This is a genomic window from Plantibacter sp. Leaf314, assembly GCF_001423185.1.
In the GTDB taxonomy this organism is placed as follows: domain Bacteria; phylum Actinomycetota; class Actinomycetes; order Actinomycetales; family Microbacteriaceae; genus Plantibacter.
Genome location: NZ_LMOB01000001.1, coordinates 651,632 through 677,558 on the forward strand (window position 1 = coordinate 651,632; position 25,927 = coordinate 677,558).

General features: G+C 69.3%; 21 protein-coding genes and 2 tRNA genes. 11 read left to right on the forward strand and 12 right to left on the reverse strand.

Annotated features, from left to right (window positions below):
• Positions 1-2: 2 nt before the first annotated feature.
• From ASF68_RS03040 to ASF68_RS03055, 4 genes are all read right to left on the reverse strand, one after another.
• A complete protein-coding gene (locus tag ASF68_RS03040) occupies positions 3-377 on the reverse strand; it encodes a DUF4233 domain-containing protein (protein ID WP_056006641.1) in 375 nt (124 codons plus the stop codon).
• The gene (locus ASF68_RS03045) at positions 374-1,753 is read right to left on the reverse strand and encodes a folylpolyglutamate synthase/dihydrofolate synthase family protein (RefSeq protein WP_056006643.1); all 1,380 of its coding nucleotides are present in this window, start codon (positions 1,751-1,753) and stop codon (positions 374-376) included. The genes ASF68_RS03040 and ASF68_RS03045 overlap by 4 nt, the downstream gene beginning before the upstream one ends.
• A complete protein-coding gene (gene ileS / locus ASF68_RS03050) occupies positions 1,743-5,111 on the reverse strand; it encodes an isoleucine--tRNA ligase (RefSeq protein WP_056006646.1) in 3,369 nt (1,122 codons plus the stop codon). The genes ASF68_RS03045 and ileS overlap by 11 nt, the downstream gene beginning before the upstream one ends.
• 240 nt (positions 5,112-5,351) lie before the next feature.
• A complete protein-coding gene (locus tag ASF68_RS03055) occupies positions 5,352-5,996 on the reverse strand; it encodes a TetR/AcrR family transcriptional regulator (RefSeq protein ID WP_056006648.1) in 645 nt (214 codons plus the stop codon).
• A gap of 224 nt (positions 5,997-6,220) precedes the next feature.
• Between ASF68_RS03055 and ASF68_RS03060 the strand changes: the two genes are divergently transcribed.
• From ASF68_RS03060 to ASF68_RS03075, 4 genes are read left to right on the forward strand one after another with little or no spacing between them, the layout of a single operon-like run.
• Positions 6,221-7,828: an ABC transporter substrate-binding protein gene (locus tag ASF68_RS03060; protein ID WP_056006651.1), complete on the forward strand. Its 1,608-nt coding sequence runs from the start codon at positions 6,221-6,223 to the stop codon at positions 7,826-7,828.
• Complete coding sequence (locus ASF68_RS03065; RefSeq protein WP_082455820.1) at positions 7,825-8,802, forward strand: ABC transporter permease; 978 nt, start codon at positions 7,825-7,827, stop codon at positions 8,800-8,802. Before ASF68_RS03060 ends, ASF68_RS03065 begins: the two co-directional genes overlap by 4 nt.
• Positions 8,799-9,677, forward strand: a complete 879-nt coding sequence (locus tag ASF68_RS03070) for an ABC transporter permease (protein ID WP_056006654.1) — start codon at positions 8,799-8,801, stop codon at positions 9,675-9,677. Before ASF68_RS03065 ends, ASF68_RS03070 begins: the two co-directional genes overlap by 4 nt.
• Positions 9,674-11,347: an ABC transporter ATP-binding protein gene (locus tag ASF68_RS03075; protein ID WP_056006656.1), complete on the forward strand. Its 1,674-nt coding sequence runs from the start codon at positions 9,674-9,676 to the stop codon at positions 11,345-11,347. The genes ASF68_RS03070 and ASF68_RS03075 overlap by 4 nt, the downstream gene beginning before the upstream one ends.
• Here the strand turns inward: ASF68_RS03075 and ASF68_RS03080 are convergent.
• Positions 11,327-13,531: an acyltransferase family protein gene (locus ASF68_RS03080; protein WP_082498460.1), complete on the reverse strand. Its 2,205-nt coding sequence runs from the start codon at positions 13,529-13,531 to the stop codon at positions 11,327-11,329. The two genes, ASF68_RS03075 and ASF68_RS03080, sit on opposite strands and share 21 nt — an antisense overlap.
• Before the next feature lie 132 nt (positions 13,532-13,663).
• Between ASF68_RS03080 and valS the strand changes: the two genes are divergently transcribed.
• From valS to ASF68_RS03100, 4 genes are read left to right on the forward strand one after another with little or no spacing between them, the layout of a single operon-like run.
• A complete protein-coding gene (gene valS, locus ASF68_RS03085; RefSeq protein WP_056006662.1) occupies positions 13,664-16,261 on the forward strand; it encodes a valine--tRNA ligase in 2,598 nt (865 codons plus the stop codon).
• Entirely contained in the window at positions 16,258-16,704 is a 447-nt protein-coding gene (locus ASF68_RS03090; RefSeq protein ID WP_056006664.1) for a GNAT family N-acetyltransferase, read from the forward strand. Before valS ends, ASF68_RS03090 begins: the two co-directional genes overlap by 4 nt.
• Positions 16,704-16,949, forward strand: a complete 246-nt coding sequence (locus ASF68_RS03095; RefSeq protein WP_056006667.1) for a hypothetical protein — start codon at positions 16,704-16,706, stop codon at positions 16,947-16,949. Before ASF68_RS03090 ends, ASF68_RS03095 begins: the two co-directional genes overlap by 1 nt.
• A gap of 33 nt (positions 16,950-16,982) precedes the next feature.
• Positions 16,983-19,016: a M3 family metallopeptidase gene (locus ASF68_RS03100; RefSeq protein WP_056006670.1), complete on the forward strand. Its 2,034-nt coding sequence runs from the start codon at positions 16,983-16,985 to the stop codon at positions 19,014-19,016.
• Between the two features lie 68 nt (positions 19,017-19,084).
• Here the strand turns inward: ASF68_RS03100 and clpX are convergent, their stop codons facing one another.
• From clpX to ASF68_RS03130, 6 genes are all read right to left on the reverse strand, one after another.
• Complete coding sequence (clpX, locus tag ASF68_RS03105; protein WP_056006673.1) at positions 19,085-20,362, reverse strand: ATP-dependent Clp protease ATP-binding subunit ClpX; 1,278 nt, start codon at positions 20,360-20,362, stop codon at positions 19,085-19,087.
• A 111-nt stretch (positions 20,363-20,473) separates the two neighbouring features.
• A complete protein-coding gene (locus tag ASF68_RS03110; protein WP_056006676.1) occupies positions 20,474-21,142 on the reverse strand; it encodes an ATP-dependent Clp protease proteolytic subunit in 669 nt (222 codons plus the stop codon).
• Positions 21,143-21,171: 29 nt separating this feature from the next.
• Positions 21,172-21,765, reverse strand: coding sequence for an ATP-dependent Clp protease proteolytic subunit (locus ASF68_RS03115; protein ID WP_056006680.1), 594 nt, complete (start codon positions 21,763-21,765; stop codon positions 21,172-21,174).
• A 133-nt stretch (positions 21,766-21,898) separates the two neighbouring features.
• Positions 21,899-22,399: a tetratricopeptide repeat protein gene (locus ASF68_RS03120; protein WP_056006683.1), complete on the reverse strand. Its 501-nt coding sequence runs from the start codon at positions 22,397-22,399 to the stop codon at positions 21,899-21,901.
• 81 nt (positions 22,400-22,480) lie between these two features.
• Positions 22,481-23,947 (reverse strand): trigger factor, encoded by a 1,467-nt coding sequence (gene tig, locus ASF68_RS03125; protein WP_056006686.1) that lies wholly within the window; start codon positions 23,945-23,947, stop codon positions 22,481-22,483.
• Between the two features lie 55 nt (positions 23,948-24,002).
• Positions 24,003-24,076 (reverse strand) — tRNA-Pro (locus ASF68_RS03130).
• A 192-nt stretch (positions 24,077-24,268) separates the two neighbouring features.
• Between ASF68_RS03130 and ASF68_RS03135 the strand changes: the two genes are divergently transcribed.
• Together ASF68_RS03135 and ASF68_RS03140 are read left to right on the forward strand one after the other, a co-directional pair.
• Positions 24,269-24,339, forward strand: a tRNA-Gly gene (locus tag ASF68_RS03135).
• Between the two features lie 87 nt (positions 24,340-24,426).
• Entirely contained in the window at positions 24,427-24,618 is a 192-nt protein-coding gene (locus tag ASF68_RS03140; protein ID WP_056006689.1) for a hypothetical protein, read from the forward strand.
• On the opposite strand, the gene ASF68_RS03145 is transcribed toward ASF68_RS03140, so the two are convergent.
• Positions 24,615-25,151, reverse strand: coding sequence for a gamma carbonic anhydrase family protein (locus ASF68_RS03145; RefSeq protein ID WP_056006692.1), 537 nt, complete (start codon positions 25,149-25,151; stop codon positions 24,615-24,617). The genes ASF68_RS03140 and ASF68_RS03145 overlap by 4 nt on opposite strands.
• 214 nt (positions 25,152-25,365) lie before the next feature.
• Between ASF68_RS03145 and ASF68_RS03150 the strand changes: the two genes are divergently transcribed.
• On the forward strand, positions 25,366-25,854 hold the full coding sequence (locus tag ASF68_RS03150) for a Dps family protein (RefSeq protein WP_056006695.1): 489 nt from the start codon (positions 25,366-25,368) through the stop codon (positions 25,852-25,854).
• The last annotated feature ends 73 nt before the right edge of the window (positions 25,855-25,927 follow it).

Genomic DNA, 25,927 nt, shown 5'->3' on the forward strand with positions numbered 1-25,927 from the left:
GGTCAATCCTTCGCTTCTCGGTAGAACGCCTGCTGACGCTCGATCTTGTCGCCTTGGACCATCGCATAGGTCCAGACGGCTGCGGCCATGCCACCGACGAGGAACATCATCGGGACGAGCAGACCGGTAGCCACGATAGCGGCTTGCACCGCCCAGCCCAGCCAATACCCCCAGCGGAATCGCAGGAGCGGGATCGTCGCGACGATGATCAGACACAGCACCGCGCCGCCGATCAACGCGACCGGGGCCGGCAGCGCCTTCAGCCCGAAGATGACGAGCGAACCGAGGAACATGACGACCATCTCGAATCCGAGGATGATCGATCCGAGCGTTTGCTTGATGCTCCGCGGACCACGCCGAGCCGACATGCCGCTCATGCCTTCGCCTTCCATTCGCGGTCGTCGGCGACCTCGATCGCCTCACCGACGAGCGTGATGGAGCCGGTGATCACGACGAGCCGGCGAGGCGCCTCATCCGCCCAACGACGGGCGTCCTCCGCGGCCTCGTCGAGGGTGTCGGCGAACGTCGAGGCCGGCAGCTCGAGCGACGCCGCGAGCCGCGAGAGCTCCTCGGCGGGGATCGCGCGCTCCGACTCGGACTGGGTGAAGAAGAACCCGGACGCCGCCGGCGCCAGGGTCGTCAGGATCCCCGCGGCGTCCTTGTCCTGCAGGATGCCGACGACGAAGGCGATCTCGTCGACGTCGAAGTACGTCCCGAGCGCCGCGACGAGTGACGCCGCGCCGTGGGGGTTGTGCGCCGCGTCGACGAGCACGGTGGGATCGGTGCCGACGAGCTGCAGCCGCCCCGGTGAGGCGACCTCCGTGAGCCCTTCGGCGAGGACGTCTTCGGCGATGGCCTGCGTCGCACCGCCGAGGAACGCCTCGACGGCGGCGATCGCGAGCGTGGCGTTCCGTCCCTGATGGTCGCCGTACAAGGGCAGGTAGAGCTCCGGGTAGGTCCCCGCGCGGCCTCGGACGGTGATGAGCTGTCCGCCGACGGCGACGGCGTCCTGCTCCAGGGCGAACTCGTCGCCCTCGAACACGATGGGGTCGGACGCGGCGGCCGCCGCCTCCGTGAGTGCACGTCTCGCGTCCGGGTGCTGCGCGGCCGACACGACCTGAGCGCCGGGCTTGATGATCCCCGCCTTCGTCCGCGCGATCTCGGCGATCGTGGATCCGAGCCGCTGCACGTGGTCGAGGTCGATCGGGGTGAAGACCGCGACCTCGGCGTCTGCCGCGTTCGTCGAGTCCCACGCCCCGCCCATGCCGACTTCGACCACCGCGACGTCGACGGGCGCGTCGCCGAAGCAGGCGAACCCGAGCACCGTCAGCGCCTCGAAGAAGGTCAGCGCCGGCTCCCCGGCCGCCGTGAGTTCGGCGTCGACCATCGCCAGGTAGGGCCGGATGTCGTCCCAGTTCTTCGCGACGGCTTCGTCGGAGATCCGCTCGCCGTCGACCCCGATGCGCTCGGTGAACCGGACGAGGTGCGGACTCGTGAAGAGACCCGTCCGGAGACCGTGGGCGCGGAGGATGCTCTCGATCATGCGTGCCGTGCTCGTCTTGCCGTTCGTGCCCGCGATCTGGATGATCGCGAACGACGACTCGGGGTTGCCGAGCAGCTCGAGCGCTCGCTTGGTGGCGCCGAGTCGGGGCTGCGGCTGGGCCTCTCCGAGACGGTCGAGCAGCTCGCGGTACACGGCGTCCGCCGCGTCCGCGGCCGAGCGGTCGTCAGGCTCGTTCAGTTCATCGGACATGTGCGGTCTCCTCTGCGCGCTCGACGGTGACGGTGAAGGCGCCGGTGTTGCCGAACTTCCCCGCCGCGAAGGTCTGCGAGAAGCCGGACGATACCGACGACGCCACGGTGCCGGCCCAGTTCAGCGAGGATGCGAGCGTGTCGCCGGCGAGGTCGACCACGTCGAGCACGCTCCGTACCGCGCGCTCGTCGGCTTCCTCGTCGAACCGGAGTCCGAGGGCGATGCGGTCGCTCACCTGGAGATCGGCGGCCTTCCGGGTGTCCTGGACGGCGCGGATGACGTCGCGGGCGAGACCCTCGGCCTCGAGTTCCGGCGTCAGGGTCGTCTCGAGCAGGGCGAACCCACCCGACGGGAGCAACGCGAGCGCCACCCCACCGGCGGCACCCGAGGACGCCTCCATGACGAGCTCGTACTCGCCCTCGACGAGTTCGATACCACCGGCCGTGACTGTCCCGTCGATCTCGGACCAGTCGCCGCTCCGAGCGCCCTTGATCGCCTGCTGCACCGTCTTCCCGAGCCGAGGCCCGGCTGCCCGGGCGTTGACCGAGAGCCGTGAGGTCACCCCGTACTCGGCGCCGCTGGCGTCGGTCAGTTCGGCGAACACGACCGCCTTGAGGTTGAGCTCCTCGCGGAGGATCGCCTCGAACGGCGCCAGCGACGCCGGGTCGGGCGTCACGACGGTGAGCGACGCGAGCGGCAGCCTGACCCGGAGGCCCGCCTGCTTCCGCAGCGCGAGGGTCACCCCGGAGATCTCGCGGACCCGGTCCATCGCCGCGACCAGGGCGGCGTCCTCGGGGAAGGCCTGTGGTTCCGGCCAGTCCGTGAGGTGGACGCTGCGCTCCCCGGTCAGCCCGGTCCAGATCTGCTCGGAGATCAGGGGCAGCAGTGGCGCGGCGACCCGGGTGAAGGTCTCGAGGACCGTGTACATGGTGTCGAAGGCGTCACGGTCGAGCTCTCCGCCGTCGCTCGCCCAGAACCGGTCGCGCGAACGACGCACGTACCAGTTGGTGAGCACGTCGGCGAAGTCGCGCAGCGAGGCGGCGGCGAGCGTCGCGTCGAACGCCTCGAGGTGGTCGGTGACGGTCACGACGAGTTCACGCGTCTTGGCGAGGATGTACCGGTCCAGCACGTCGCTCGAGTCCGTCCGCCAGACGGCGTCGTACCCGCCGGGCACCGCGGTGTTGGCGTACAGCGAGAAGAAGTACCAGCTGTTCCACAGCGGCAGCATCACCTGACGGACACCCTCGCGGATGCCCTCCTCGGTGACGACCAGGTTGCCGCCGCGGAGGACCGAACTCGACATGAGGAACCAGCGCATCGCATCGGAACCGTCGCGGTCGAACACCTCGTTGACGTCCGGGTAGTTGCGCAGCGACTTCGACATCTTCTGGCCGTCGCTGCCGAGGACGATGCCGTGGCTCACGACGCTCGTGAACGCCGGCCGGTCGAAGAGTGCGGTGGACAGGACGTGGAGGAGGTAGAACCAGCCACGCGTCTGCCCGATGTACTCGACGATGAAGTCGGCAGGGCTGTGCGAATCGAACCACTCGCGGTTCTCGAACGGGTAGTGCACCTGCGCGAACGGCATCGAGCCGGAGTCGAACCAGACGTCGAGGACGTCCGTGATGCGACGCATGGTGGAGCGACCGGTCGGGTCGTCGGGGTTCGGCCGGGTGAGCTCGTCGATGTACGGGCGGTGCAGGTCCGTCGGACGGACACCGAAGTCGGCCTCGAGCTCGTCGAGCGAGCCGTAGACGTCGATGCGCGGGTACGCCGGGTCGTCGCTCTTCCACACGGGGATGGGTGATCCCCAGTACCGGTTGCGGCTGATGGACCAGTCGCGCGCACCGGCGAGCCACTTGCCGAACTGCCCGTCCTTGACGTTCTCCGGCACCCAGGTGATCTCCTGGTTGAGCTCCTCCATGCGGTCGCGGAACTCCGGGACGCGGACGAACCAGCTCGACACCGCCTTGTAGATGAGAGGCTGCTTGCACCGCCAGCAGTGCGGGTAGGAGTGCTCGTAGCTCGCCTGTCGCAGGAGGCGTCCCTGCGACTTCAGCAGCTGCGTGAGCGGCTTGTTCGCGTCGAAGACCTGCAGGCCCACGACGTCTGACACCTCGGGGAGGAACTTCCCGCCGTCGTCGACGGAGACGATCACCGGGATGCCCGCGGCCTCGCAGACCTTCTGGTCCTCCTCACCGTAGGCGGGAGCCTGGTGGACGATGCCCGTACCGTCCTCGGTCGACACGTAGTCGGCCACCAGGATGCGCCACGCGTGCTCCATGCCCCACTCGGCGTCGGCGTAGTAGTCCCACAGGCGGTCGTAGGAGACGTCCTCGAGGTCGCGGCCGACGACCGTGCGGGACACGGCGGCCTGCGCGTCTGCCGCGGAGTCGTACCCGAGGTCCTTGGCGTAGTTGCCGAGCAGCGCCGAGGCGATGAGGTACTCCCCCGCGAGCACCTCCGTGTCGGCGTGGGCAGCGCCCTCTTCGCGCAGGACGGTCGCGTCCGGGGTACCGTTCGGGCCGGCCGGGACGACCGCGTACTCGATGTCGGGACCCACGGCGAGCGCCGCGTTCGTGGGCAGGGTCCAGGGGGTCGTCGTCCAGGCCAGCGCTCGGACCGCGGTGAGTCCGAGGCTCTCGGCCTTGGGGCCGACGAGTGGGAAGGTGACGGTGACGGTCTGGTCCTGGCGGGACCGGTAGACGTCGTCGTCCATGCGCAGTTCGTGGTTGGAGAGCGGGGTCTGGTCGCGCCAGCAGTAGGGCAGCACCCGGTAGCCCTCGTAGGCGAGGCCCTTGTCGTGCAGTTGCTTGAACGCCCAGATGACCGACTCCATGTAGGTCACGTCGAGCGTCTTGTAGTCGTGTTCGAAGTCGACCCAGCGCGCCTGGCGCGTCACGTAGTCCTGCCACTCCTCGGTGTACCGGAGCACCGAGTCGCGGGCGACCTGGTTGAACGCGGCGAGACCCATCTCGTCGATCTGGCGCTTGTCGGTGATGCCGAGCTGGCGCTCCGCCTCGAGCTCGGCCGGGAGACCGTGGGTGTCCCAACCGAAGCGCCGGTGCACCTGCTTGCCGCGCATCGTCTGGAACCGGGGGAAGAGGTCCTTGGCGTAGCCGGTGAGGAGGTGGCCGTAGTGCGGGAGGCCGTTGGCGAAGGGAGGGCCGTCGTAGAACACCCACTCGGGTGCTCCTTCGCGCTGGTCGATCGACGCCTGGAAGGTCCCGTCGGCCGCCCACCGTGCGAGCACGCCTTCTTCGATGGCGGGGAAGCTGGGCGACGGTGTGACGCCGAAGGCCGCACCGTTCGAGGCGGACTCGGAAGCGTTCGGTTCCTGGGACTTCGGGTAGCTCATCGTTCTCCTGGCAGGTCTCGTGGGTCCTGCGAGGACGCCGGCTCGCCGACGCGGTACCACCCCGCTTGCCGTCCACGTGTGACGGCCGCTCTGCACCGGCTGTGACGGGCCTGCCCCGCTCGGCTCTACTGGGCGGCCGACTGGCGGTCGCTGTTCTTCCGAGGACTCCCCGGTGATGGCCGGATCGATGTCGTTGCTCCCATGGTACAGCCTGGAGAACCGGTTCGCGGAGGTGTCCGACTAGGAGGTGACGGGGCCGGTGGCTCTGGCCAGCGCACGGCCGAACCCGTCGATGACCGGCGCGATCGCGCTTCGGAGGTAGGCATCGAGCTCGCCGCGGTTCACGCCCGCACCGGCCCATGCGCCGGCCCCTGCGACGACGGCCCCGGCGGTGGCGGCCGCCGCGGCGCGGACCGTCAACTCGTCGACCCCGGGAGCCAGCCGCGCGAGGTACACCCGCAGCACGGCCTGGAGTCTGAGCAGCCGCTCGAGCCCCGACGCCTGCAGCTCCCAGGCCGTGTCCATGAGGTCGATCTGGGTGAGGGCCCACGGCACGGCGCCGTTCGGGCGTTCCTCGGCGATGCCGAGCAGGGCGTCCTGCAGTGCGGGCATCGCCTCGTCGGCCGTGGACGCCGGGCCTCCTGCGGCGAGCGCCCGCTCGAGTCCGGCGAGCGCCGCGTCGACGTCCACCCAGAGGACGTCGCTCTTGGAGCCGAAGTAGTTGAAGAAGGTGTTGCGGCTGACGCCGGCGCGGCTGGCGATCTGATCGACGGTCGTTCCCGGGTAGCCCTGCTCCAGGAAGAGTTCCGCCGCGGCCTCTTCGAGGATGCGCCGCGACGATCGACGAGGGCGCCCGACGGCGTTCCGTGCCGGTGGTCGTGTCATGTGCGCTCCTTCCGCCGCCTGCGAGCCTAGCCGTCGCGCGAGGGGTCGGCAGGATCACGGGAGCCCGTATGCTGGTTCCGAGACTGCGTCCAATAATTCGTCCGACGTGGTCGCCGGGACCACAGCACCCGGTCGATACGCTTCCTGGAGTCCCTGTGCCTGCATCCCTCTCCCCCGTCCGTCCTCGTCGGGCATCGTCGGGCCGCCGGACGGCGCGTGTCGTCGTGGCGTTCGTCCCCCTCGCGGTCCTGCTCGCAGCGTGTGCTCCCGGCGCACCGTCCGCGTCCAGCACCCCGAAAGCCGGCGGCACGCTGGTCTACGCCAGTGGGGATGCGGAGCCGACCTGCCTCGACCCGCACGTCGGTGGCAACTACCCGCAGGCTCTGCTCAGCGCCCAGGTCCTCGAGCCGCTCGTCTCGCGCGACGCGAAGGGTGCGATCATCCCGTGGCTCGCCGAGTCGTGGACCACCTCGGAGGACGGCCTGACGTGGGAGTTCACCCTCCGCCCGGACGTGACGTTCACCGACGGGACGGCGTTCGACGCCGCAGCGGTCAAGACGAACATCGAACACCTCCAGGACCCGGCGACGAAGTCGTCGACTGGATACCTCGCGGTCGGCAAGGTCGCCTCGGTCGAGGCGGTCGACGCCACGACGGCCCGCTTCACCCTCTCCGCTCCGGACAGCGCCCTGCTCGAATCCCTGTCGCAGCCGTGGACCGCGATGGAGTCGCCCACGGGGATCGCCCGTGGAGAAGCGGCGAACTGCGACGCACCGGTCGGCACCGGACCGTTCGTCGTCGACGAGTGGGTCAAGCAGGACCATGTGTCGCTCGTGCGCAACGAGGACTACGACTCCGCCCCCGGGGACGCCGCCCACGACGGGCCCGCGTATCTCGACGGCATCACCTGGCGGTTCATCCCCGACTCCGCGTCCCGGTTCGCCGCGCTGCAGAGCGGTGACGTCGACATCATCGACAACGCGCAGCCCGACACGATCGCGCAGGCGAAGGACTCGAAGACGATCGTCGACCTGGACGCACCCCGTCCGGGCGCTTCGAACCGCATCGAGCTGAACTCCGGTCAGGCTCCGTTCGACGACCAGCGCGTCCGTGAGGCCTTCGTGCGGTCGACGGATGTGAACGCCGGGATCGAGTCGCTGTTCTTCGGGACGGCGAAGCGTTCCTACTCCCCGCTCTCGAGTGCCGAGACGACCGCGTACGGCGACGAGAGCCTGTTCGGCTACGACGTGGACGCCGCGAACAAGCTGCTCGACGAGGCCGGCTGGACCGAGAAGGACGCGGACGGGGTCCGGACGAAGGACGGGGTCCGCCTCACCGTGCGGTTCCCGGTCAGCACCAACCAGTCGATCCCGGCCGAGCAGTCCTTGTTCGAGCAGATCCAGGCGGGCGCCGGCGACGTCGGGTTCGACGTGCAGCTCGAACTGCTCGACCTCGCGAGCTGGTACGAGGCACTCGGGAGCAACGCGTACGAAGCCGTCAGCGCGCCGTACACGAAGGTGGGCCCGGATGTGCTCCGCGTCCTCTACGACTCGTCAGGCATCGTGCCGGCACCGAGCGGCTACTTCGCGAACCACGCCCAGCTCGACGACCCGGCGCTCGACGACATCCTCAAGCAGGCGAGCGACACGCTCGACCCCGAGGAGCGCGCCTTCCTCTACGAGCAGGCGCAGCAGATCATCCTCGACGGCTACTACATCCTCCCGCTCTACGACCAGCAGAACCACTTCCTGCTGAGCACCTCCCTGCAGGGCGTGCGCGCTCTGCCGACGGTGTCGACGCCGGTCTTCGGGGACGCCTGGCTCGTGGAGTGACGGTCATCCACCGCGAGGGACGCGACCTCCGCCGCCTGGCCGCGCGGATCGGGGCGCGACTGGCCGGCGCGGTGTTCGTGCTCTGGGCGGTCGCGACGGTCACGTTCTTCGCGGTCCGACTGATCCCGGGCGACCCGGCGCAGGCCTATCTCGGCGGCCCGGGCTCACAAGCGTCCGCGGAAGCGCTCGAACGGGTTCGCGAACAGTACGGCTTGGACCAGCCGCTCCTCGTCCAGTACCTCGCGCAACTGGTCCGACTGGTCCAGGGGGATCTCGGCGAGTCGGCGTCCCTCCGCACGCCGGTGGCTCAGGTGCTCGCCGAACAGCTCGGCGGCACCCTGGTGCTCGCGACGGCGTCGCTCGCCGTCGCCTGGCTTCTGGCGCTCGGCCTCGCGGTCTGGTCGACCCGTGGCGGACGGGTCTCCGCAGCGCTCGGATCGGCCGTCGAACTCGTGGCGGCGTCGCTCCCCCAGTTCTGGCTGGCGACCGTCCTCATCACGCTCTTCAGCACCTGGCTCGGATGGCTCCCTCCGGTGAGTACGGGTGATGCGGTCGGTCTCATCCTCCCGGTGCTGACCCTGGCCATCCCGGTCGCCGGGTTCCTGGCCCAGGTGATGCGGGAACCGTTGCTCGACGCGGGGAGCGCGCCGTTCGCCGTCTCCGCGGCCGCGCGTGGTGAATCGACGACCGGCCTGCTGCTCAGACACGGCCTGCGTCATGCCGCCGTGCCCGCGGTGAACCTGTCGGGATGGGCCTTCGGGTACCTCATCAGCGGTGCGGTGGTGGTGGAGACCATCTTCGCCCGGCCCGGTCTCGGACGGACACTGCTCCAAGCGGTGACCGTGCGCGACGTCCCGGTGGTCACCGGCGTGGTGTTGAGCTCGGCGGTGGCCTACGTCGTCGTCATGTTCCTCGCGGACCTCGCGGCGGAACTGCTCGACCCACGCGACCGGATCCGGCGGTCCGGTTCATGAGCGGGCTCGCGATCACCCCGACATCCGGACGCCCCGACGCCCGGGTCCGCGGCGGACGGCGCCGGTCGTCGGGATTCGGCGCTCCCGAGATCATCGCGGCCGTCGTGGTGCTGTTCCTGCTCGGCTGTGCGCTCGCCCCCCAGCTGTTCGCGACAGCGTCACCGACGGCGGTCGACCCGCGGGCCGCGTTCTCGCCGCCGTCCCTCACCCATTGGTTCGGCACGGACGAGTCCGGCCGCGACGTCTGGAGCCGGGTCGTGCACGGTGCGGGGACCTCGCTGCTCATCGGCGTCGCCGCGACGGCCATCGGACTGATCCTCGGAGCGGTCCTCGCGACGATCGCCGCAGTCGGCGGCCGGATCGCGGACTTCGCCGTGGGACGCGTCCTCGAGGTGCTCTTCGCGTTCCCCGGCCTGTTGCTCGCGCTCCTCGTGATCGTCATCGCGGGGCCCGGTCCCGTCACGGCGACGATCGCGGTCGGCCTGTCGACGGCGCCGGGCTACGCGCGCCTCATCCGCGGTCAACTGCTCCAGGTCCGCTCCTCCGACTTCGTCGAGGCCGCGCGAGTGCTCGGGCACGGGCCGGCCCGGATCCTGTTCCGACACATCCTCCCGAACGCCGTCGCCCCGCTGTTCGTCCTCGCGACCCTTGGCATCGGACAGGCGGTCGTCTGGGCGTCCGCCCTGAGCTACCTCGGGCTCGGGGCGCAACCACCCGCGCCGGAGTGGGGTGCCATGCTCGCCGCAGCACGCACCTACCTCGCGACGGCGTGGTGGCTCACGGCGTTCCCCGGTCTGATGATCGTCTCGACCGCCCTGTCCACCACGGTCCTCGGACGGGGTCTCCAGCGCCGATCACGGGAGGACGGCCGATGAGCGACTCCACTCCCCTGCTCCAGGTGGAAGCGCTGACGGTCGGATTCGGCGGCGGCGACGCTGTCGTCTCCGACGTCTCTTTCCAGGTCGAGCGCGGCACCTGCGTCGCGATCGTCGGCGAGTCGGGCTCCGGCAAGAGCGTGACCGCCAGATCGCTCCTGGGCCTCGCCGGCGCATCGGCGCGGGTGACGGCCACTCGACTCGACTTCCACGGCACCGACCTCCGCGGACTCGGAGCATCTGCCTGGCGACGCCTGCGCGGGCGTCGCATCGGACTCGTCCTCCAGGACGCCCTCGTGTCGCTCGACCCCCTGCGACCGATCGGGCGCGAGATCGACGACGCACTCCGACTCGGTACCGACCTCGACCGGACCGCCCGCACCCGGCGGGTGCTCGAACTCCTCGACTCCGTCGGCATGCCCGACCCGGCTTCCCGCATCGGCCAACGTTCCGGTGAACTCTCCGGCGGACTCCGCCAGCGCGCGCTCATCGCTTCTGCGATCGCACTGGACCCCGACCTCCTCATCGCCGACGAACCGACGACTGCCCTCGACGTCACCGTCCAAGCACGTGTCATCGGCCTCCTCGACGACGTCAAGCGGCGCGGCGCGGGCCTCCTCCTGATCAGCCACGACCTCGCCGTCGTCTCGTCGATCGCCGACCACCTCGTCGTGATGCAGCACGGTGTCGTCGTCGAGCAGGGGCCGGCCGAGCAGGTGCTGACCAGGCCGACACACCCGTACACCCGAGCCCTCATCGCCGCGGTCCCCACCGACCGCGCTCGAGGGACGCGCCTGAGCGCAGACCCGGCGGTCGACGCGGCACCGGTGGCCGAACAGCCGCCGATGGGCACCCGTCCGACGACGCAGGCCCGATCGGACGCACCCGCGCTGGAGTTCCGATCCGTCACCCGGAGCTTCGAGCGTGGCCGCGGCGCCTCGGCGATCCTGGCGGTCGACGACGTCTCGCTCCGCCTGGAAGCGGGGACGACCCTGGGCGTGGTCGGCGAGTCCGGTTCGGGCAAGACCACGCTCGCCCGCATCGCACTCGGCCTCACCGCGCCGCAGTCGGGAACCGTGCTCCTGGAGGGCGAACCGTGGTCGGAGCTCCCCGAGCGAGCGCGTCGTCCACGACGAAATCGTCTGGGCTGGGTCTCGCAGGATCCGTTGAGCTCGTTCGATCCACGCTGGCGCGTCGACGCCATCCTCGCCGACGCCGTTCGTGGGCGGCAAGCCGCACCTCGCGACATCACCCGTCTCCTCGCGGACGTCGGCCTCGATCCCTCGCTGGCTCGCGCGCGCCCGCGGACACTCTCCGGCGGGCAGCGACAACGGGTGGCGATCGCGCGGGCACTCGCGGGCCGACCGTCGACGCTCATCCTCGACGAACCCGTCTCCGCGCTCGACGTCACCGTCCAGGCCAGGATCCTGGACCTCCTCGACGAGCTGCAGCGACGCCACGGCCTGAGCTACCTCTTGATCTCCCACGACCTCGGCGTCATCCGACACATGAGCGACCGGGTCGCCGTGATGCAGCACGGGCGGGTGGTCGAGCATGGCGACGCCGAGCAGGTGTTCACCGCCCCGGCCTACCCCTACACCGCCCGACTCGCAGCCGACGCTCCGCGCCTCATCGCGCCCGGTGCGGCGTCAGGGCGCGACGCCGTCTGACTCCGGCGTCGGGATCCGGTCCAGCACCGCCTGGACGACGGGCGCGAGGGTCTCGGCGTACACCCAGCTCAGGTGGTGATGGTCGCGGTACGCGAGGACACCGCCGATCACCGGTGAGCACCGATCGGACGAGCACAGGGCGTCCGAGAGGTCGACGGGGCGGACCCGTGGGTCGGTGCTCGCGAGGGCGGCCTCATACTGCGGATCCTCCGTGAGCGCGTCGCTCCGGTCCCGGGCGCACCCGTCCTCCGGATCAGCGTCGTCGCGGACGCACTTCAGCACGTCGTCCGACATCGTCGGGGTGTCGCGCAGGACGACGATCTGCTCGATCGTCGCTGGCACGAGCGCCCAGCGCTCCTCATAGGCTTCCGCAGCCACCTCCCGCCAGTCGCGGTCCCCCTCGGCGACGACCGGGTTCCGGGCTCGCGCCGAGACGACGAGCGTGTCGATCTCCGGTTCGTCCTGCAGCAGCTCGAGGGCGTTGCGGTTCCAGCTCAGGCACCCGGCGCGCATCTCGGCGAGCACCGCCGCGCTCGTCCCGGGCTCCGTGCGCTCGGCGTCGCTGAACGGGCAGGAGCTCTTCGCCGCGACGAGGAGCCGCCACCCGTTCGTCTCGGCAGCAGTCGCGAACGCCGGCAACCACTGCTCGGCGTGCGAGTCGCCGATGAGCGCCACCGTCCTCGTCGCCCGCTCCGCGGTGGCGCCGTAAGCGCAGACCTCGAACGCTGCAGCTCGGATGTCGGTGATGCAGCGGTCCGGCGGCAGGTCGGCGAGCGACGCCTCAGGAATGACGACCCCGCGGGTCTCGTCCCCGGGCGACGCCGAGGAACCGTCGCGCGAGGTCTCGCCACCGGAGCCTTCCCTGCCGTCCGATGACGCTCCGTCGTCCCGCGGACACGCTGCAGCATCGACGAGCTCCGCGGCACCGAGGCAGTTCGACGGGGTCGCGACCAGGGTCTCGATGCGCTGCTGTTCGGCGGCGATGCGCGCCTCGGCACCGGGGAGCACCCCGATCGAAGCGATCGACAGGACGCTCATCGCGAGGGCTGTCGCGCCGATGACCCGTCGTGGCCGCCAACCGGCGATCCGCCCGAACCGGATCGGGCGCTCCACGAACCGCGTCGTCACCTCCGCGAGGGCGCCCGTGATGAGGAGCAGGACGATCTGCTCGGGGATGGTGGCCGACCGACCGAGCACGATCCCGCCGAACACGATGAGGGGCCAGTGCCACAGGTAGACGGCGTAGGAGCGGTCGCCGAGCCACTGGATCGGCGCCCGGGCGAGCAGCGCGGTCGGCGACCACCGGACGTCAGGTGCCCAGGCCGCGATCACGGCGATCGTCCCGCCCACCGGCAGCGCCGCGGTCAACGCCGGGAAGGGCGTCTCACCCGAATACCAGACGGCAGCCGCCCCGATCGCGGCGAACCCGAGCCAGGCGATGACCGTGCGCGCACCCGCCCGCAGCGCCCAGCCGCGCCGGGCCCCCTCGGCCACCAGGATCGCCGTCAGTCCCCCGGCGGCGAACTCCCAGGCCCTCGTCGTCGTGGCGAAGTAGGCCGGAGACGGGTCCTGGATGGTGAAGACGACCGACCAGGCGGCCGACGCGATGCAGACGAGTCCGATCGCGATCGCGACGCCCCGACGCCGCGCCGTCGTCTCAGCAGCGCGTCGGGCGAACCGGACGGCGAGCCAGCCGGCGACGAGGACCAGGATCGGCCAGACGAGGTAGAACTGCTCCTCGACCGACAGCGACCAGAAGTGCTGCACCGGCGACGGAGCGTCCTCCGCCGCGAGGTAGTCGATCGCGGATCCGGCGAGCGCCCAGTTCTCGATGTACAGGCCCGACCACGCGATCTCGCGCAGGAACCGGGGCAGGTCCCCGAGTGGCGCGAGGTACCAGCTTGCGACGAGGGTCGCGGTGAGGACGGTGAGCGCGGCGGGGAGCAGCCGTCGTGCGCGCCGCGCCCAGAACCGCCCGAGCCGGACCGAACCGGATCGCTCGACCTCGGCGAGGAGGTGCGCCGTGATGAGGAACCCGGAGATCACGAAGAACACGTCGACGCCGACGAACCCGCCCGGCACGAGCCCCGGCCAGAGATGGAACACCACGACGAGCGAGACCGCCGCGGCACGGAGGCCTTGGAGGTCGGCTCTCACGGGGCCGGAGGCGGCTCTGGTCGACACGGTCCGATGCTATCGGCCGAGGATGACGGTCTGCGGTCCGGCGTCCTCCCGTCCCCCTGCGATAGCATGGGATGTTCCCATACACTCAGGCACGCAGACACGGTGCCGCACATATCAGCAGGAGATCCCCTCATGACCGCTGCCAGCATCCCGGACAAGCCGGCCCTCGAAGGTCTCGAGCAGAAGTGGGGCTCTTCATGGGAGTCCGCGGGGACGTACCGGTTCCAGCGCGAAGGCGCGACGCGCGAGTGCATCTACTCGATCGACACCCCGCCGCCGACCGCCTCCGGGTCGCTGCACATCGGGCATGTGTTCAGCTACACCCACACCGACATCGTCGCCCGCTACCAGCGGATGACGGGCAAGCGCGTCTTCTACCCGATGGGCTGGGACGACAACGGTCTCCCGACCGAGCGGCGTGTCCAGAACTACTACGGAGTGCGGTGCGACCCGACGCTCCCCTACGACGCGAACTTCACGCCGCCGTTCGAGGGCGGCGACAACAAGAGCACGAAGGCCGCCGACCAGATCCCGATCTCCCGCCGCAACTTCATCGAGCTCTGCGAACGCCTCACCGTCGAGGATGAGCAGCAGTTCGAGGCCGTCTGGCGTGCGCTCGGCCTCTCGGTGGACTGGACGCAGAGCTACCGGACGATCGGCGACGAGTCGATCACCGCCAGCCAGCTCGCGTTCCTCCGGAACCTCGAGCGGGGCGAGGCCTACCAGGCCATGGCGCCCACGCTCTGGGACATCACCTTCCGCACGGCCGTGGCCCAGGCCGAGCTCGAGGACAAGGAGCAGCCGGGCACCTACCGCCGGCTGTCCTTCCACCGTCCCGACGGTGGCACGATCGAGATCGAGACCACCCGTCCCGAACTCCTCCCCGCGTGCGTCGCCCTCGTGGCCCACCCCGACGACGAGCGCTTCAAGCCGCTGTTCGGCACCACGGTGACGACCCCCGTCTTCGGGGTCGAGGTGCCCGTGCTCGCGCACCACCTCGCTCAGCCCGACAAGGGCGCCGGCATCGCGATGGTCTGCACCTTCGGTGACATCACCGACATCGTCTGGTGGCGCGAACTCGACCTCCCGAACCGCGCGATCCTCGGCTTCGACGGCCGGATCATCTCCGAGGCGCCCGAGGCGATCACCACCGAGGCGGGCCGCGACGCCTACGCGCAACTCGCCGGCAAGACGGTCTTCAGCGCCAAGCAGGCCGTCGTCGACCTCCTGGCGGCGTCCGGCGACCTCATCGGCGAGCCGAAGCAGATCACCCACCCCGTCAAGTTCTTCGAGAAGGGCGACAAGCCGCTCGAGATCGTCTCGACCCGCCAGTGGTACATCCGCAACGGCGCGCGCGACGAACAGCTCCGCAGCCGACTGCTCGAACTCGGCGCCGAGCTCGAATGGCACCCCGAGTTCATGCGGGTCCGCTACGAGAACTGGGTCGGTGGCCTGTCGGGCGACTGGCTGATCTCCCGGCAGCGGTTCTTCGGCGTGCCGATCCCGCTCTGGTACCCCCTCGACGGCGACGGCAACCCGGTCTACGACCAGCCGATCGCGCCGGACCACGCGTCCCTGCCGGTCGACCCGTCGAGCGACGCGGCCCCCGGCTACGACGAGTCCCAGCGCGGCGTCCCCGGCGGCTTCATGGGCGAGGTGGACGTCATGGACACCTGGGCGACGTCGAGCCTCACGCCACAGCTCGCCGGCGGCTGGGAGCGCGACCCCGAGCTCTGGAACCTGGTGTTCCCCTACTCGCTGCGCCCGCAGGGCCAGGACATCATCCGCACCTGGCTGTTCTCCACCATGCTCCGCAGCGTCCTCGAGTACGACCGGAAGCCGTGGGAGCACGCGTCCGTATCCGGCTTCATCGTCGACCCCGACCGCAAGAAGATGTCGAAGTCGAAGGGCAACGTCGTCACCCCGGCGGCGATGCTCGAACAGCACGGTTCGGACGCCGTTCGGTACTGGGCGGCCTCGAGCCGTCTCGGCACCGACGCGGCCTTCGACCCGCAGAACCCGACGCAGATCAAGATCGGCCGACGCCTGGCCATCAAGGTGCTCAACGCTTCGAAGTTCATCCTCGGCTTCACCGGACGCGAGGACGCCCCCGTGACGGAGGCCGTCGACCTCGCGATGCTCAGCGTCCTCCGCAAGGCCGTCGCGGACGCGAGCACCGCCCTCGCCGGGTATGACCACGCACGAGCCCTCGAGCTCACGGAGGCGTTCTTCTGGACCTTCTGCGACGACTACCTGGAGCTCGTGAAGGAACGCGCGTACGGCGAGGAAAGCCCCGAGCAGGCGTCGGCGGTGGCCGCGCTGCGGATCGCGCTGTCGACCCTGCTCCGCCTGTTCGCCCCGTTCATTCCGTTCGCCGCGGAGGAAGCCTGGTCGTGGTCACACGACGGCTCGGTCCACCTCGCCAACTGGCCGTCGGACGACGAGTTCGCCGGCCTCGCCGCGGGCGAACCGCAGGTGCTGGCACTCGCGAGCGAGGCCCTCACGGGCATCCGTCGGGCGAAGACCGACGCGAAGGCTTCCCAGAAGACCCCGGTCGACTCCGCGGTCATCGCCGGCCCGGCAGCCTCGGTGGAGCTCCTCGCCCAGGTCGCGGACGACCTTCGCGCCGTCGGACGCATCGCCGTCCTCGAGTTCCGCACCGCGGACGCCCTCTCGGTGGCGGACATCGTCTTCGCACCGGCCGCCGAGGGCACGGAGGCCGGCGCATGAGCATCGTGATCCGGCCCGTCGTCGAGAGCGACCTGTTCGCCTGGCACGCGCTGTACTCCGGGTACGGCGAGTTCTACGACAATCCACTCACCGACGAGAAGGCCGTTCTCGTGTGGGGCTGGCTGAGCGACCCCAACCACGCGTTGACGGCGCTCGTCGCAGAGGATGACCACGGGGCCCTGGTCGGCCTCGCGCACTACCGGGTGTTCCCGCGCGCCCTCGCCGGTGGTACCGGCCTGTACCTCGACGACCTCTTCGTCGCCGAGGAGGCACGCACGGCCGGTGTCGGAACGTCGCTGATCGAGCGCGTTCGTGAGATCGCGAAGGCCGACGGACACAGCGTCGTCCGATGGATCACCGCCGCGGACAACGAGCGCGCGCAAGCCGTCTACGACAAGCTCGCCACCCGCACGAGCTGGGTCACCTACGACCTGGAGCCGTGATGCAACTCGGAACCCGGTGGTCGGTCGGAGCGACCGCGCCCGAGGCGGTGCCGCCGGCCGTCCGTGTCGCCATCGCCAGCGAGGAGCAGATCCTTCGCGACCAGCAGGTGGACACCACCGCCTGGCGATGGACCCTGACCTGGCTCGAACGCCGACCGGTGGTCGAACTCGACGACGGCACCACCATCCGTCAGCACGCCGACGGCTCCATCAGCCTGACCCGCCCGGATCCGGACGACGACTGAGTCGTCTCCCGGGCATGCTGGATAGGGTGAGGTATGGAATCACACACGAATCCGTTCCTCCAGCCGAGCACCCTCCCCTACCAGCTTCCGCCGTTCGCGGAGATCCGCGAGGAGCACTACCGGCCCGCTTTCACCGCCGGGTTCGAGCAGCAACTCGCCGAGATCGCAGCGATCACCGCGCAGTCGGATCCGCCCACGTTCGAGAACACCTTCCTGCCGCTCGAGCGCAGCGGATCGATCCTGGGGCGCGTCGCCGCCGTGTTCTTCAACCGGAGTTCCGCCGACAGCTCGGCGTTCACGAACGACCTCGAAGAGGAACTCGCCCCGCAGCTCGCCGCCCATGAGGACGCGATCCGGCTCGACCCGGCCCTCTACGCCCGCATCTCCGCCGTGCATGCCCAGCTGGAGCATCTCGACCTCCCCGCTGAAGCCGCCTACCTTGTGCAGCGGGTCCACACCGAGCACACCCTGGCCGGGGCTGGTCTGGACGACGAGCAGAAGCGGGAACTGTCCGAGCTGAACCTCCGCCTGTCGAGCCTCACCACGCGGTTCGAGAAGCAGCTGCTCGCCGACACCAACGACCTCGCCGTCCACCTCACGGACGCCTCCGACCTCGACGGACTCAGCGCGGGTGAGCGCTCCGCAGCAGCACAGGCCGCAGCCGAGCGCGGACTCGAGGGCTGGCTCATCACGCTCGTCCTCCCGACGGGGCACCCCGCACTCTCGACGCTCACCGATCGCCGGGTGCGCGAACGGATCATGACCGCTTCCCGGGCCCGTGGTACGCGCGGCGGGCACAACGACAACCGTGACCTGGTGCTCGAGATCACCCATCTCCGTGCCGAGCGCGCGGCCCTGCTCGGCTTCCCGTCCCACGCGGCTGCGGTCACGGCGGACCAGACTGCTGGGACGCCCGAAGCGGTCGCCGAGCTGTTGTCGCGGCTGGCGATCCCCGCCGCCCGCAACGCCGACCGGGAACAGCGCGAACTCGAGCGGGTCTCCGGTCTCGATACCATCGAAGCCTGGGACTGGCCCTTCACGACGGAACAGGTGAGAGCCGAACGGTTCGACGTCGACACCGCGCAGATGCGCCCGTACTTCGAAGCCGAGCGGGTCCTCTTCGACGGGGTGTTCGCCGCCGCCACCAAGCTCTACGGCATCACCTTCGCGGAACGACCGGAGCTCACGGGCTACCACCCGGACGTCCGGGTCTTCGAGGTGTGGAACGAGGACGGTTCGGGTCTCGGTCTGTACCTCCTCGACCTCTACACCCGCGACAGCAAGCGCGGCGGCGCCTGGATGAACGCGCTCATCTCCCAGAACCGCCTGCTCGACCAGCCCACGGTGGTGGTGAACAACCTCAACGTGCCGAAGCCGGCGGCCGGCGAGCCGACGCTCCTGAGTGTCGACGAGGTCACGACCTTCTTCCACGAGTTCGGTCATGCACTGCACGGATTGTTCGCAGAGGTCGAGTACCCCCGATTCTCCGGAACGAACGTCTTCCGGGACTTCGTCGAGTTCCCGAGCCAGGTCAACGAGATGTGGATGCTCTGGCCTGAGGTCCTCGCCGGGTATGCGCGGCACTTCGAGACCGGGGAGCCGATGCCGGAGGAACTCGTCGCGAAGCTGCAGGCTTCCGAGGGCTTCAACGAGGGTTTCTCGACCAGCGAGTACCTGGCAGCCGCGATGCTCGACCAGGCCTGGCACAGCATCGGTGCAGACGACCGCGTGGACGACGTCGAAGCGTTCGAGGCGGCCGCCCTGCGCTCCGCGGGTCTCGACAACCCAGCGGTCCCGCCACGCTACGCGAGCACGTACTTCGCCCACACCTTCTCGGGCGGGTACGACGCCGGCTACTACTCGTACATCTGGAGCGAGGTGCTCGACGCCGACACGGTCGACTGGTTCACCGAGAACGGGGGCCTGACGCGGGAGAACGGCGACCGGTTCCGGGCGCGGCTCCTCGGCGTCGGAGGTTCGAAGGACCCGCTGGAGGCGTATCGCGACTTCCGTGGGCGCGACGCGGCCATCGAACCGCTCCTGCGGCGCCGCGGCCTCGAAGGCTGAACGACGAAGCCGCCGCGACGGAGCCGGAATCCGGTTCGTCGCGGCGGCTTCGCTCCGCAGCGTGTCGACTAAGCCGACTTCTCCTGACGGCGCGCCGCGCGGGGAACGATGGTGGGCGCCGCGTTCTCGACGACGGACTCCCGCGTGATGACCACCCGGGCGACCTCGTCGGTGGAGGGCACTTCGAACATGATCGGCCCGAGGACCTCTTCCATGATCGCCCGCAGACCTCGTGCGCCGGTCTTCCGGAGGACGGCGAGATCGGCGATCGCTTCGAGGGCCGCCTGATCGAACTCGAGCTCGACCCCGTCGATCTCGAACATGCGCTGGTACTGCCGGACGAGTGCGTTCTTCGGCACCGTGAGGATCTCCATGAGCGCATGCTGGTCGAGCGGCGTGACCGTGGTGACCACGGGCAGACGACCGATGAACTCGGGGATCAGACCGAACTTGTGGAGGTCCTCAGGAAGCACCTCGCCGAAGAGGTTCACATCGTCGCCCTTGCTGTGCAGTGGGGCTCCGAAGCCGATGCCCTTCTTCCCGGCACGGGAGGAGATGATCTCCTCGAGTCCGGCGAACGCACCGGCGACGATGAACAGCACGTTCGTCGTGTCGATCTGGATGAACTCCTGATGCGGGTGCTTCCGTCCGCCCTGCGGCGGCACCGAGGCGACGGTGCCCTCGAGGATCTTGAGGAGCGCCTGCTGGACGCCCTCGCCCGACACGTCTCGCGTGATGGACGGGTTCTCCGCCTTCCGCGCGATCTTGTCGACCTCGTCGATGTAGATGATGCCGGTCTCTGCGCGTTTGACGTCGTAGTCGGCGGCCTGGATGAGCTTCAAGAGGATGTTCTCGACGTCCTCACCCACATAACCGGCTTCGGTCAGTGCGGTCGCATCGGCGACCGCGAAGGGGACGTTCAGCCGCTTCGCGAGCGTCTGCGCCAGGTAGGTCTTGCCGCAACCGGTCGGGCCGATGAGCAGGATGTTGCTCTTCGCGATCTCGATGTCGTCGTGCACCGTCTCGGCCGGAGCCAGGGTCGCACGCGACCGGACACGCTTGTAGTGGTTGTACACCGCGACGGACAGCGCCTTCTTCGCGCTCTCCTGGCCGATGACGTACTCCTCGAGGAAGGCGAAGATCTCCTTCGGCTTCGGGAGGTCGAACTCGCTCACGGTCTCTTCGCTCGCCTCGGCGAGTCGCTCGGCGATGATCTCGTTGCACAACTCGACACACTCGTCGCAGATGTACACGCCGGGACCAGCGATCAGCTGCTGGACCTGCTTCTGGCTCTTGCCGCAGAACGAGCACTTGAGCAGATCGGCGCTTTCGCCTATCCGTGCCATGTCTTTCCCTCTCCCTGGAGATTCGGTGCTCCGAGCCTAACCTGTCCCTGCGACAACTCGGCGCGCCACCCCGCTGGGATGACGCGCCGAGTCGAGAGCACGGGAACCGGGTCAGGCCGTGATGGCCGCGACCGGGTTCTTCCGCGAGGTGAGCACCTGGTCGATGAGACCGTACTCGAGCGCCTCGGCGGCCGAGAGGATCTTGTCGCGATCGATGTCCTTGTTGACCTGCTCCACCGAACGGTTGGAGTGGTGCGCCAGGGTCGACTCGAGCCAGCCGCGCATGCGGAGGATCTCAGCGGCCTGGATCTCGATGTCCGATGCCTGACCGTGGCCGGCCTCGCCGACGGCGGGCTGGTGGATCAGGATCCTGGCGTTGGGGAGCGCGAGGCGCTTCCCGGGCGTGCCGGCAGCGGTGAGCACCGCGGCGGCAGAGGCCGCCTGCCCGAGGACGACCGTCATGACGTGCGGACGGATGTACTGCATCGTGTCGTAGATCGCCGTCATCGCGGTGAACGAACCACCGGGCGAGTTGATGTACATGACGATGTCGCGGTCAGGGTCCATGCTCTCGAGGACGAGCAACTGAGCCATGATGTCATCGGCCGACGCGTCGTCGACCTGCACCCCGAGGAAGATGATGCGGTCCTCGAAGAGCTTCGCGTACGGGTCCTGGCGCTTGTAGCCGTAGGCCGTGCGCTCTTCGAAGCTCGGGAGGATGTAGCGAGCGCCCGGCATCTGCAGCGAGCGGCCCGCCGCACTGAACGTTGGAGTCTCCATGTGTTGCATTCCTGTCTGTCGAAGCCGGGTTACTTGTCGCTGTCGACGGTTCCGCCGCCGCCGGCCACGTCGAGCGCGGACTCACGGAGGTGGTCGACGAAGCCGTACTCGAGCGCTTCCTCGGCGTTGAACCAACGGTCGCGGTCGCCGTCGGCGTTGATCTGCTCGACACTCTTGCCGGTCTGTGCCGCCGTGATCTCGGCGAGACGGCGCTTCATGTCGAGGATGAGCTGCGCCTGGGTCTGGATGTCGCTCGAGGTGCCGCCGAACCCGCCGTGGGGCTGGTGGAGGAGCACCCGGGCGTTCGGGGTGATGTACCGCTTGCCCTTGGTGCCCGCCGTGAGGAGGAGCTGACCCATGGAGGCTGCCATGCCGATACCGACCGTGACGATGTCGTTCGGCACGAACTGCATGGTGTCGTAGATGGCCATGCCGGCCGTGATGGAACCACCGGGCGAGTTGATGTAGAGGTAGATGTCGCGCTTCGGGTCGTCCGCGGCGAGCAGCAGCAGCTTGGCCGCGATCTCGTTCGCGTTCTCGTCGCGGACCTCGGCGCCCAGCCAGATGATCCGGTCCTTCAGCAGGCGGTCAAAGACACTGGGCGAGAACTGTGGTTCGGCCATTATCGCTCCGTTTCGGTTGTGCAGTGGTTCGAATCTATCGGAGGCGACGCACGACCAACGCCCTGTTCGCCCTCGGCAGACTCCCGGGCGCCGGGGTTCGCCGGAGGCGGACGGAACGCCAGGAGCCCAGGACTCAGCGGGGCGGTCGCGACTCGAGTTCGTCGGCGTAGGCGCGCACGGACCGGTGGTAGCGCGGCAGGTGACGCACGAGGGCACGCAGGGCGACCGCGGTCGCACGGTGGGGATCACCGGAGCTGGCGAGCGCCAGCGCCAGGAAGGCGGCCGTGGCATCCGCGTAGGGGCCCGTCGCCTCGGCGGCGAGCTGCTCTTCCAGCAGTCCCACGCTCTCGGCGACCCGCCCGAGGTTCCTCAAGGTGCTCGCCAACTGGATGACCGCCTGAGGACGATGCTCGTCGTCGAGTCCGGCGTCGAGGGCGGCACGGTAGAGCGCCTCGGCCTCGACCTCGTGCCCGGCGGAGTCGCGTGCGCCCGCCGATTCGAAGAGCGCTCGGGCATCGCCGTGAGGTCGCTCCGTGGCGAGGGCGTCGATCGCCACGATGCGCTCCTCGTCGCTGAGCACCGCATCTTCCCAGACCGCCGCGACCCGCGCGTCCCAGTCCTGCGCCTCATCCATCCCGCGTTCCCTTCCGTTCGTGTCCGAAGACGACAGTAGGGGCGGAATCGCTTCCGCCCCTACTGTCACTGCTGGTGAGTGCTACTCGGCTGCAGCCTCGTCGGTCGCCGCCTTCTTGGCCGGAGCCTTCTTGGCGGGCGCCTTCTTGGCCGGAGCCTTCTTGGCAGCTGCCTTCTTCGGCTCGGCCTCGACCGGAGCCTCTTCGGCGGTGTCCTCGGACGCGGCCTCGGTGGTCTCGTCGGCAGCGGGCTCAGCCGCGGCGTCCTCGTCCTCGACGACGGCGACGAAGTCGCTCAGGTCGACGGGCTTGCCGTTCGAGTCGACGACCTCGGCCTTGCCGAGGGCGATCGCGATGGCCTTGTTGCGGGCGACCTCGCCGACCATGGCGGGGATCTGACCCTGCTGACCGAGGGCCTCGATGAACTCGCCGGGCTCCATGCCGTACTGCGACGCGCTCTGGATGAGGTACTCGGTGAGCTCGTTCTGGTTGACCTGCACGTTGAGCGACTCGGCGAGGGCGTCGAGCAGCAGCTGCGTGCGGAGCGCCTTCTCGCTGGACTCGGTGACCTCGGCACGGTGCTCGTCGTCCTCGAGGCGGTTCTCGCCCTCGAGGTGACGGTGGACCTCGTCCTCGATGACGCTCTCGGGGACCGGGATCTGCGCGGCCTCGAGCATGGCGTCGACGAGCGCGGTGCGCGCGTCGCGGCCCTGCGTGATGACCTGCTGACGCTCGACGACCTCGCGCAGCTGCGCCTTGAACTCGTCGATGGTGTCGAACTCGCTCGCGATCTGCGCGAAGTCGTCGTCGGCCTCGGGGAGCTCGCGCTCCTTGACAGCGGTCAGCGTGACGGTGACCTCGGCGTCCTCACCCTCGTGCTCGCCACCGAGCAGCGGCGACGTGAAGGTGGTGGTCTCGCCCGCGGTGAGCGAGTCGAGCGCCTCGTCGATACCGGTGAGCAGCTCGCCCGAACCGATCTCGTAGGAGACACCGCTCGCGCGGTCGACCTCGGCGTCGTTGATCGTGGCGACCAGGTCGAGCTGCGCGAAGTCGCCCGTCTTGGCCGGGCGGTCGACGGTCACGAGCGTGCCGAACCGGGCACGGATGCGGTCGAGCTCGTCCTGGACGTCGGCCTCGCCGGCCTCCTGGGCGTCGACGGTGAGCTTGAGGCCCTCGTAGGCCGGGAGCGTGATCTCGGGGCGGACGTCGACCTCGATGTTGACCAGCAGGTCGCCGGAGAAGTCCTTCTCGTTCGGCCACTCGACGATGTCCGCCTGCGGGCGGCCGAGCGGACGGAGCTCGTTCTCCTCGAGAGCCTTGCGGAAGAAACCGTCGAGACCCTCGTTGACGGCGTGCTCGATCACGGCGCCCTTGCCGACGCGCTGGTCGATGATCGCCGGTGGCACCTTGCCCTTGCGGAACCCGGGGACGTTGATGTCCTCCGCGATGTGTCCGTACGCGTGGGTGATGCTCGGCTTGAGCTCCTCCGGCGTCACCGCGATGGCGAGCTTGACGCGAGTGGGGCTCAGCTTCTCGACCGTGGTCTTCACGTGATTACTTCTCCTGTGTCGGGGATTCTGCCTCAGTTGAGGACGCAAAACGGAGTCGGGGCGACAGGATTCGAACCTGCGACCTCCCGGTCCCAAACCGGGCGCTCTACCAAGCTGAGCTACGCCCCGGATCGGCGACAATCCGGCCAGCCGGCCCGACCGACGAGCGGCGGGCGAAATGGCCTCGGTCAGTCTAGCCCAGAATCTGGGCGCGACCTGTGCGGTTTCCCGGGCTGCAGGCCGCGCACGACCCGCATTGCACAGACGCACCTCCGGCATGCAGTAGCATTGCCAGGTGAGTTCGTCGCATCGCGGCGCCTCGGGGATGTAGCTCAATGGTAGAGCCTCAGTCTTCCAAACTGATTACGCGGGTTCGATTCCCGTCATCCCCTCTGTATTCATGAGAAACAGGCAGCGCCGCGAAGGCAGGTGCGACGGTTCGGCTCCGCGCACGGATCTTCCGGCCCTAGGCTGAGCGCATGCGACTCGACGCCCTCTGGCCCCACGTCTGGACCGTGGCCGGCGCGCTGGTCTTCTTCGTCGGCGTGTACGCCCTCGCCACCGGCCGCCTCGGCGTCGGCCTCATCTGCATGATCGGCTGCGTCGTCTGCCTGTCGGGCTCGCTCGCGGCCCAACGTCGCCTCAAGAAGCGCGACGCTCGCCGCCGCTAGTCGTCATCCACCGCCGCTGCGTGGACCGCCCTGAGAGCGACGTAGTGGGCCGCGTTCTGCCGGATCGCCTCCTGCTCATCGGCGGACAGCTCACGCCGCACCTTGGCAGGGACCCCGGCGACGAGCGAGCCGGGCGGCACGATCATGCCCTCGAGGACCACCGCTCCCCCGGCCACCAGCGACCCGGCCCCGATCACCGCTCCGCTCAGCACGACCGACCCCATGCCGATCAGACAGTCGTCCTCGACCGTACAGCCGTGGACCACCGCGTTGTGTCCGACCGAGACGTTCCGGCCGATGACCGTCGGGTGGCCGCTGTCCGTGTGGACGGCGACACCGTCCTGGATGTTGGACCCCGCGCCGAGGGTGATCGAGTCCGAGTCCGCACGGAGCACCGCGTTGTACCAGACGCTCGAATCGGCAGCGAGGGTGACGGCCCCGACCAGCATCGAGCCCGGCGCCGTATAGGCGGTCGGATCCAGCTCGGGCGCGCGCCCACCTGGGAGCTTCCTGACAGAACCGTGAAGAGTCATGGGCCCCACGGTACCGCAGGCGTCGTCGAACACCGGAGAACCGCGTGATCCCGGCTCGGATCGCCGATATGGTCAGGCTTTCCTTCGTGAGTGCAGCCTTCGTAAGCCGAGCCTCGACTTCCTTGCGGAATGTCTCGGCCTGAGTACCGTTATACCCAAGCAGACCGGCGAACACGCCCGACCAGGGCCTCACTCGTCAACGAAGGGGAACACCATGACCGACATCACCACCTCCATTCCGCAGGCCGTCGCCAACCCGGACGTCGCGGCAGGCACCGCACAGTTCCTGAGCCCCGTCGTCCTCGACCTCACCGCCATCGTCGTCAACGGCAAGCAGGCCCACTGGCACGTCCGCGGAGCGAACTTCATCGGCGTCCACGAGCTGCTCGACGACATCGTCGACCACGCGCAGGAGTGGGCCGACCTCGCCGCGGAGCGCATCGTCGCCCTCGGCCTCCCCGTCGACGCACGGCTCAGCACGGTCGCCGCGAAGACCAGCACCCCGGAACTCAGCGAGGGCTTCCAGCAGTCCGACCGCACGATCGCCGAGGTCATCGCGCTGATCGACGCCGCGTCGGCCTCGGTCAACACCGCCGTCAACGAGCTCGACGAGCTCGACCAGACGAGCCAGGACATCGCCATCGAGATCGCCCGCGGCCTCGACAAGGACCGTTGGTTCCTCTTCGCACACCTCAGCCGCTAGGCGAGCGCCGGGCGCACCGGCATGCACCATCCCGAAGGGGCAGTCATCCGTGACTGCCCCTTCGTGCTGTCAG

Coding starts and splice junctions, on each gene's coding strand:
- ASF68_RS03110 (WP_056006676.1), bottom strand. CDS start 21,142: ATGGAGACTCCAACGTTCAGTGCGGCGGGCCGCTCGCTGCAGATGCCG.
- ASF68_RS03090 (WP_056006664.1), top strand. CDS start 16,258: ATGAGCATCGTGATCCGGCCCGTCGTCGAGAGCGACCTGTTCGCCTGG.
- ASF68_RS03100 (WP_056006670.1), top strand. CDS start 16,983: ATGGAATCACACACGAATCCGTTCCTCCAGCCGAGCACCCTCCCCTAC.
- ASF68_RS03115 (WP_056006680.1), bottom strand. CDS start 21,765: ATGGCCGAACCACAGTTCTCGCCCAGTGTCTTTGACCGCCTGCTGAAG.
- ASF68_RS03150 (WP_056006695.1), top strand. CDS start 25,366: ATGACCGACATCACCACCTCCATTCCGCAGGCCGTCGCCAACCCGGAC.
- ASF68_RS03145 (WP_056006692.1), bottom strand. CDS start 25,151: ATGACTCTTCACGGTTCTGTCAGGAAGCTCCCAGGTGGGCGCGCGCCC.
- ASF68_RS03040 (WP_056006641.1), bottom strand. CDS start 377: ATGAGCGGCATGTCGGCTCGGCGTGGTCCGCGGAGCATCAAGCAAACG.
- ASF68_RS03075 (WP_056006656.1), top strand. CDS start 9,674: ATGAGCGACTCCACTCCCCTGCTCCAGGTGGAAGCGCTGACGGTCGGA.
- ASF68_RS03070 (WP_056006654.1), top strand. CDS start 8,799: ATGAGCGGGCTCGCGATCACCCCGACATCCGGACGCCCCGACGCCCGG.
- ileS (WP_056006646.1), bottom strand. CDS start 5,111: ATGAGCTACCCGAAGTCCCAGGAACCGAACGCTTCCGAGTCCGCCTCG.
- ASF68_RS03140 (WP_056006689.1), top strand. CDS start 24,427: ATGCGACTCGACGCCCTCTGGCCCCACGTCTGGACCGTGGCCGGCGCG.
- valS (WP_056006662.1), top strand. CDS start 13,664: ATGACCGCTGCCAGCATCCCGGACAAGCCGGCCCTCGAAGGTCTCGAG.
- ASF68_RS03045 (WP_056006643.1), bottom strand. CDS start 1,753: ATGTCCGATGAACTGAACGAGCCTGACGACCGCTCGGCCGCGGACGCG.
- ASF68_RS03120 (WP_056006683.1), bottom strand. CDS start 22,399: ATGGATGAGGCGCAGGACTGGGACGCGCGGGTCGCGGCGGTCTGGGAA.
- ASF68_RS03095 (WP_056006667.1), top strand. CDS start 16,704: ATGCAACTCGGAACCCGGTGGTCGGTCGGAGCGACCGCGCCCGAGGCG.
- ASF68_RS03055 (WP_056006648.1), bottom strand. CDS start 5,996: ATGACACGACCACCGGCACGGAACGCCGTCGGGCGCCCTCGTCGATCG.
- clpX (WP_056006673.1), bottom strand. CDS start 20,362: ATGGCACGGATAGGCGAAAGCGCCGATCTGCTCAAGTGCTCGTTCTGC.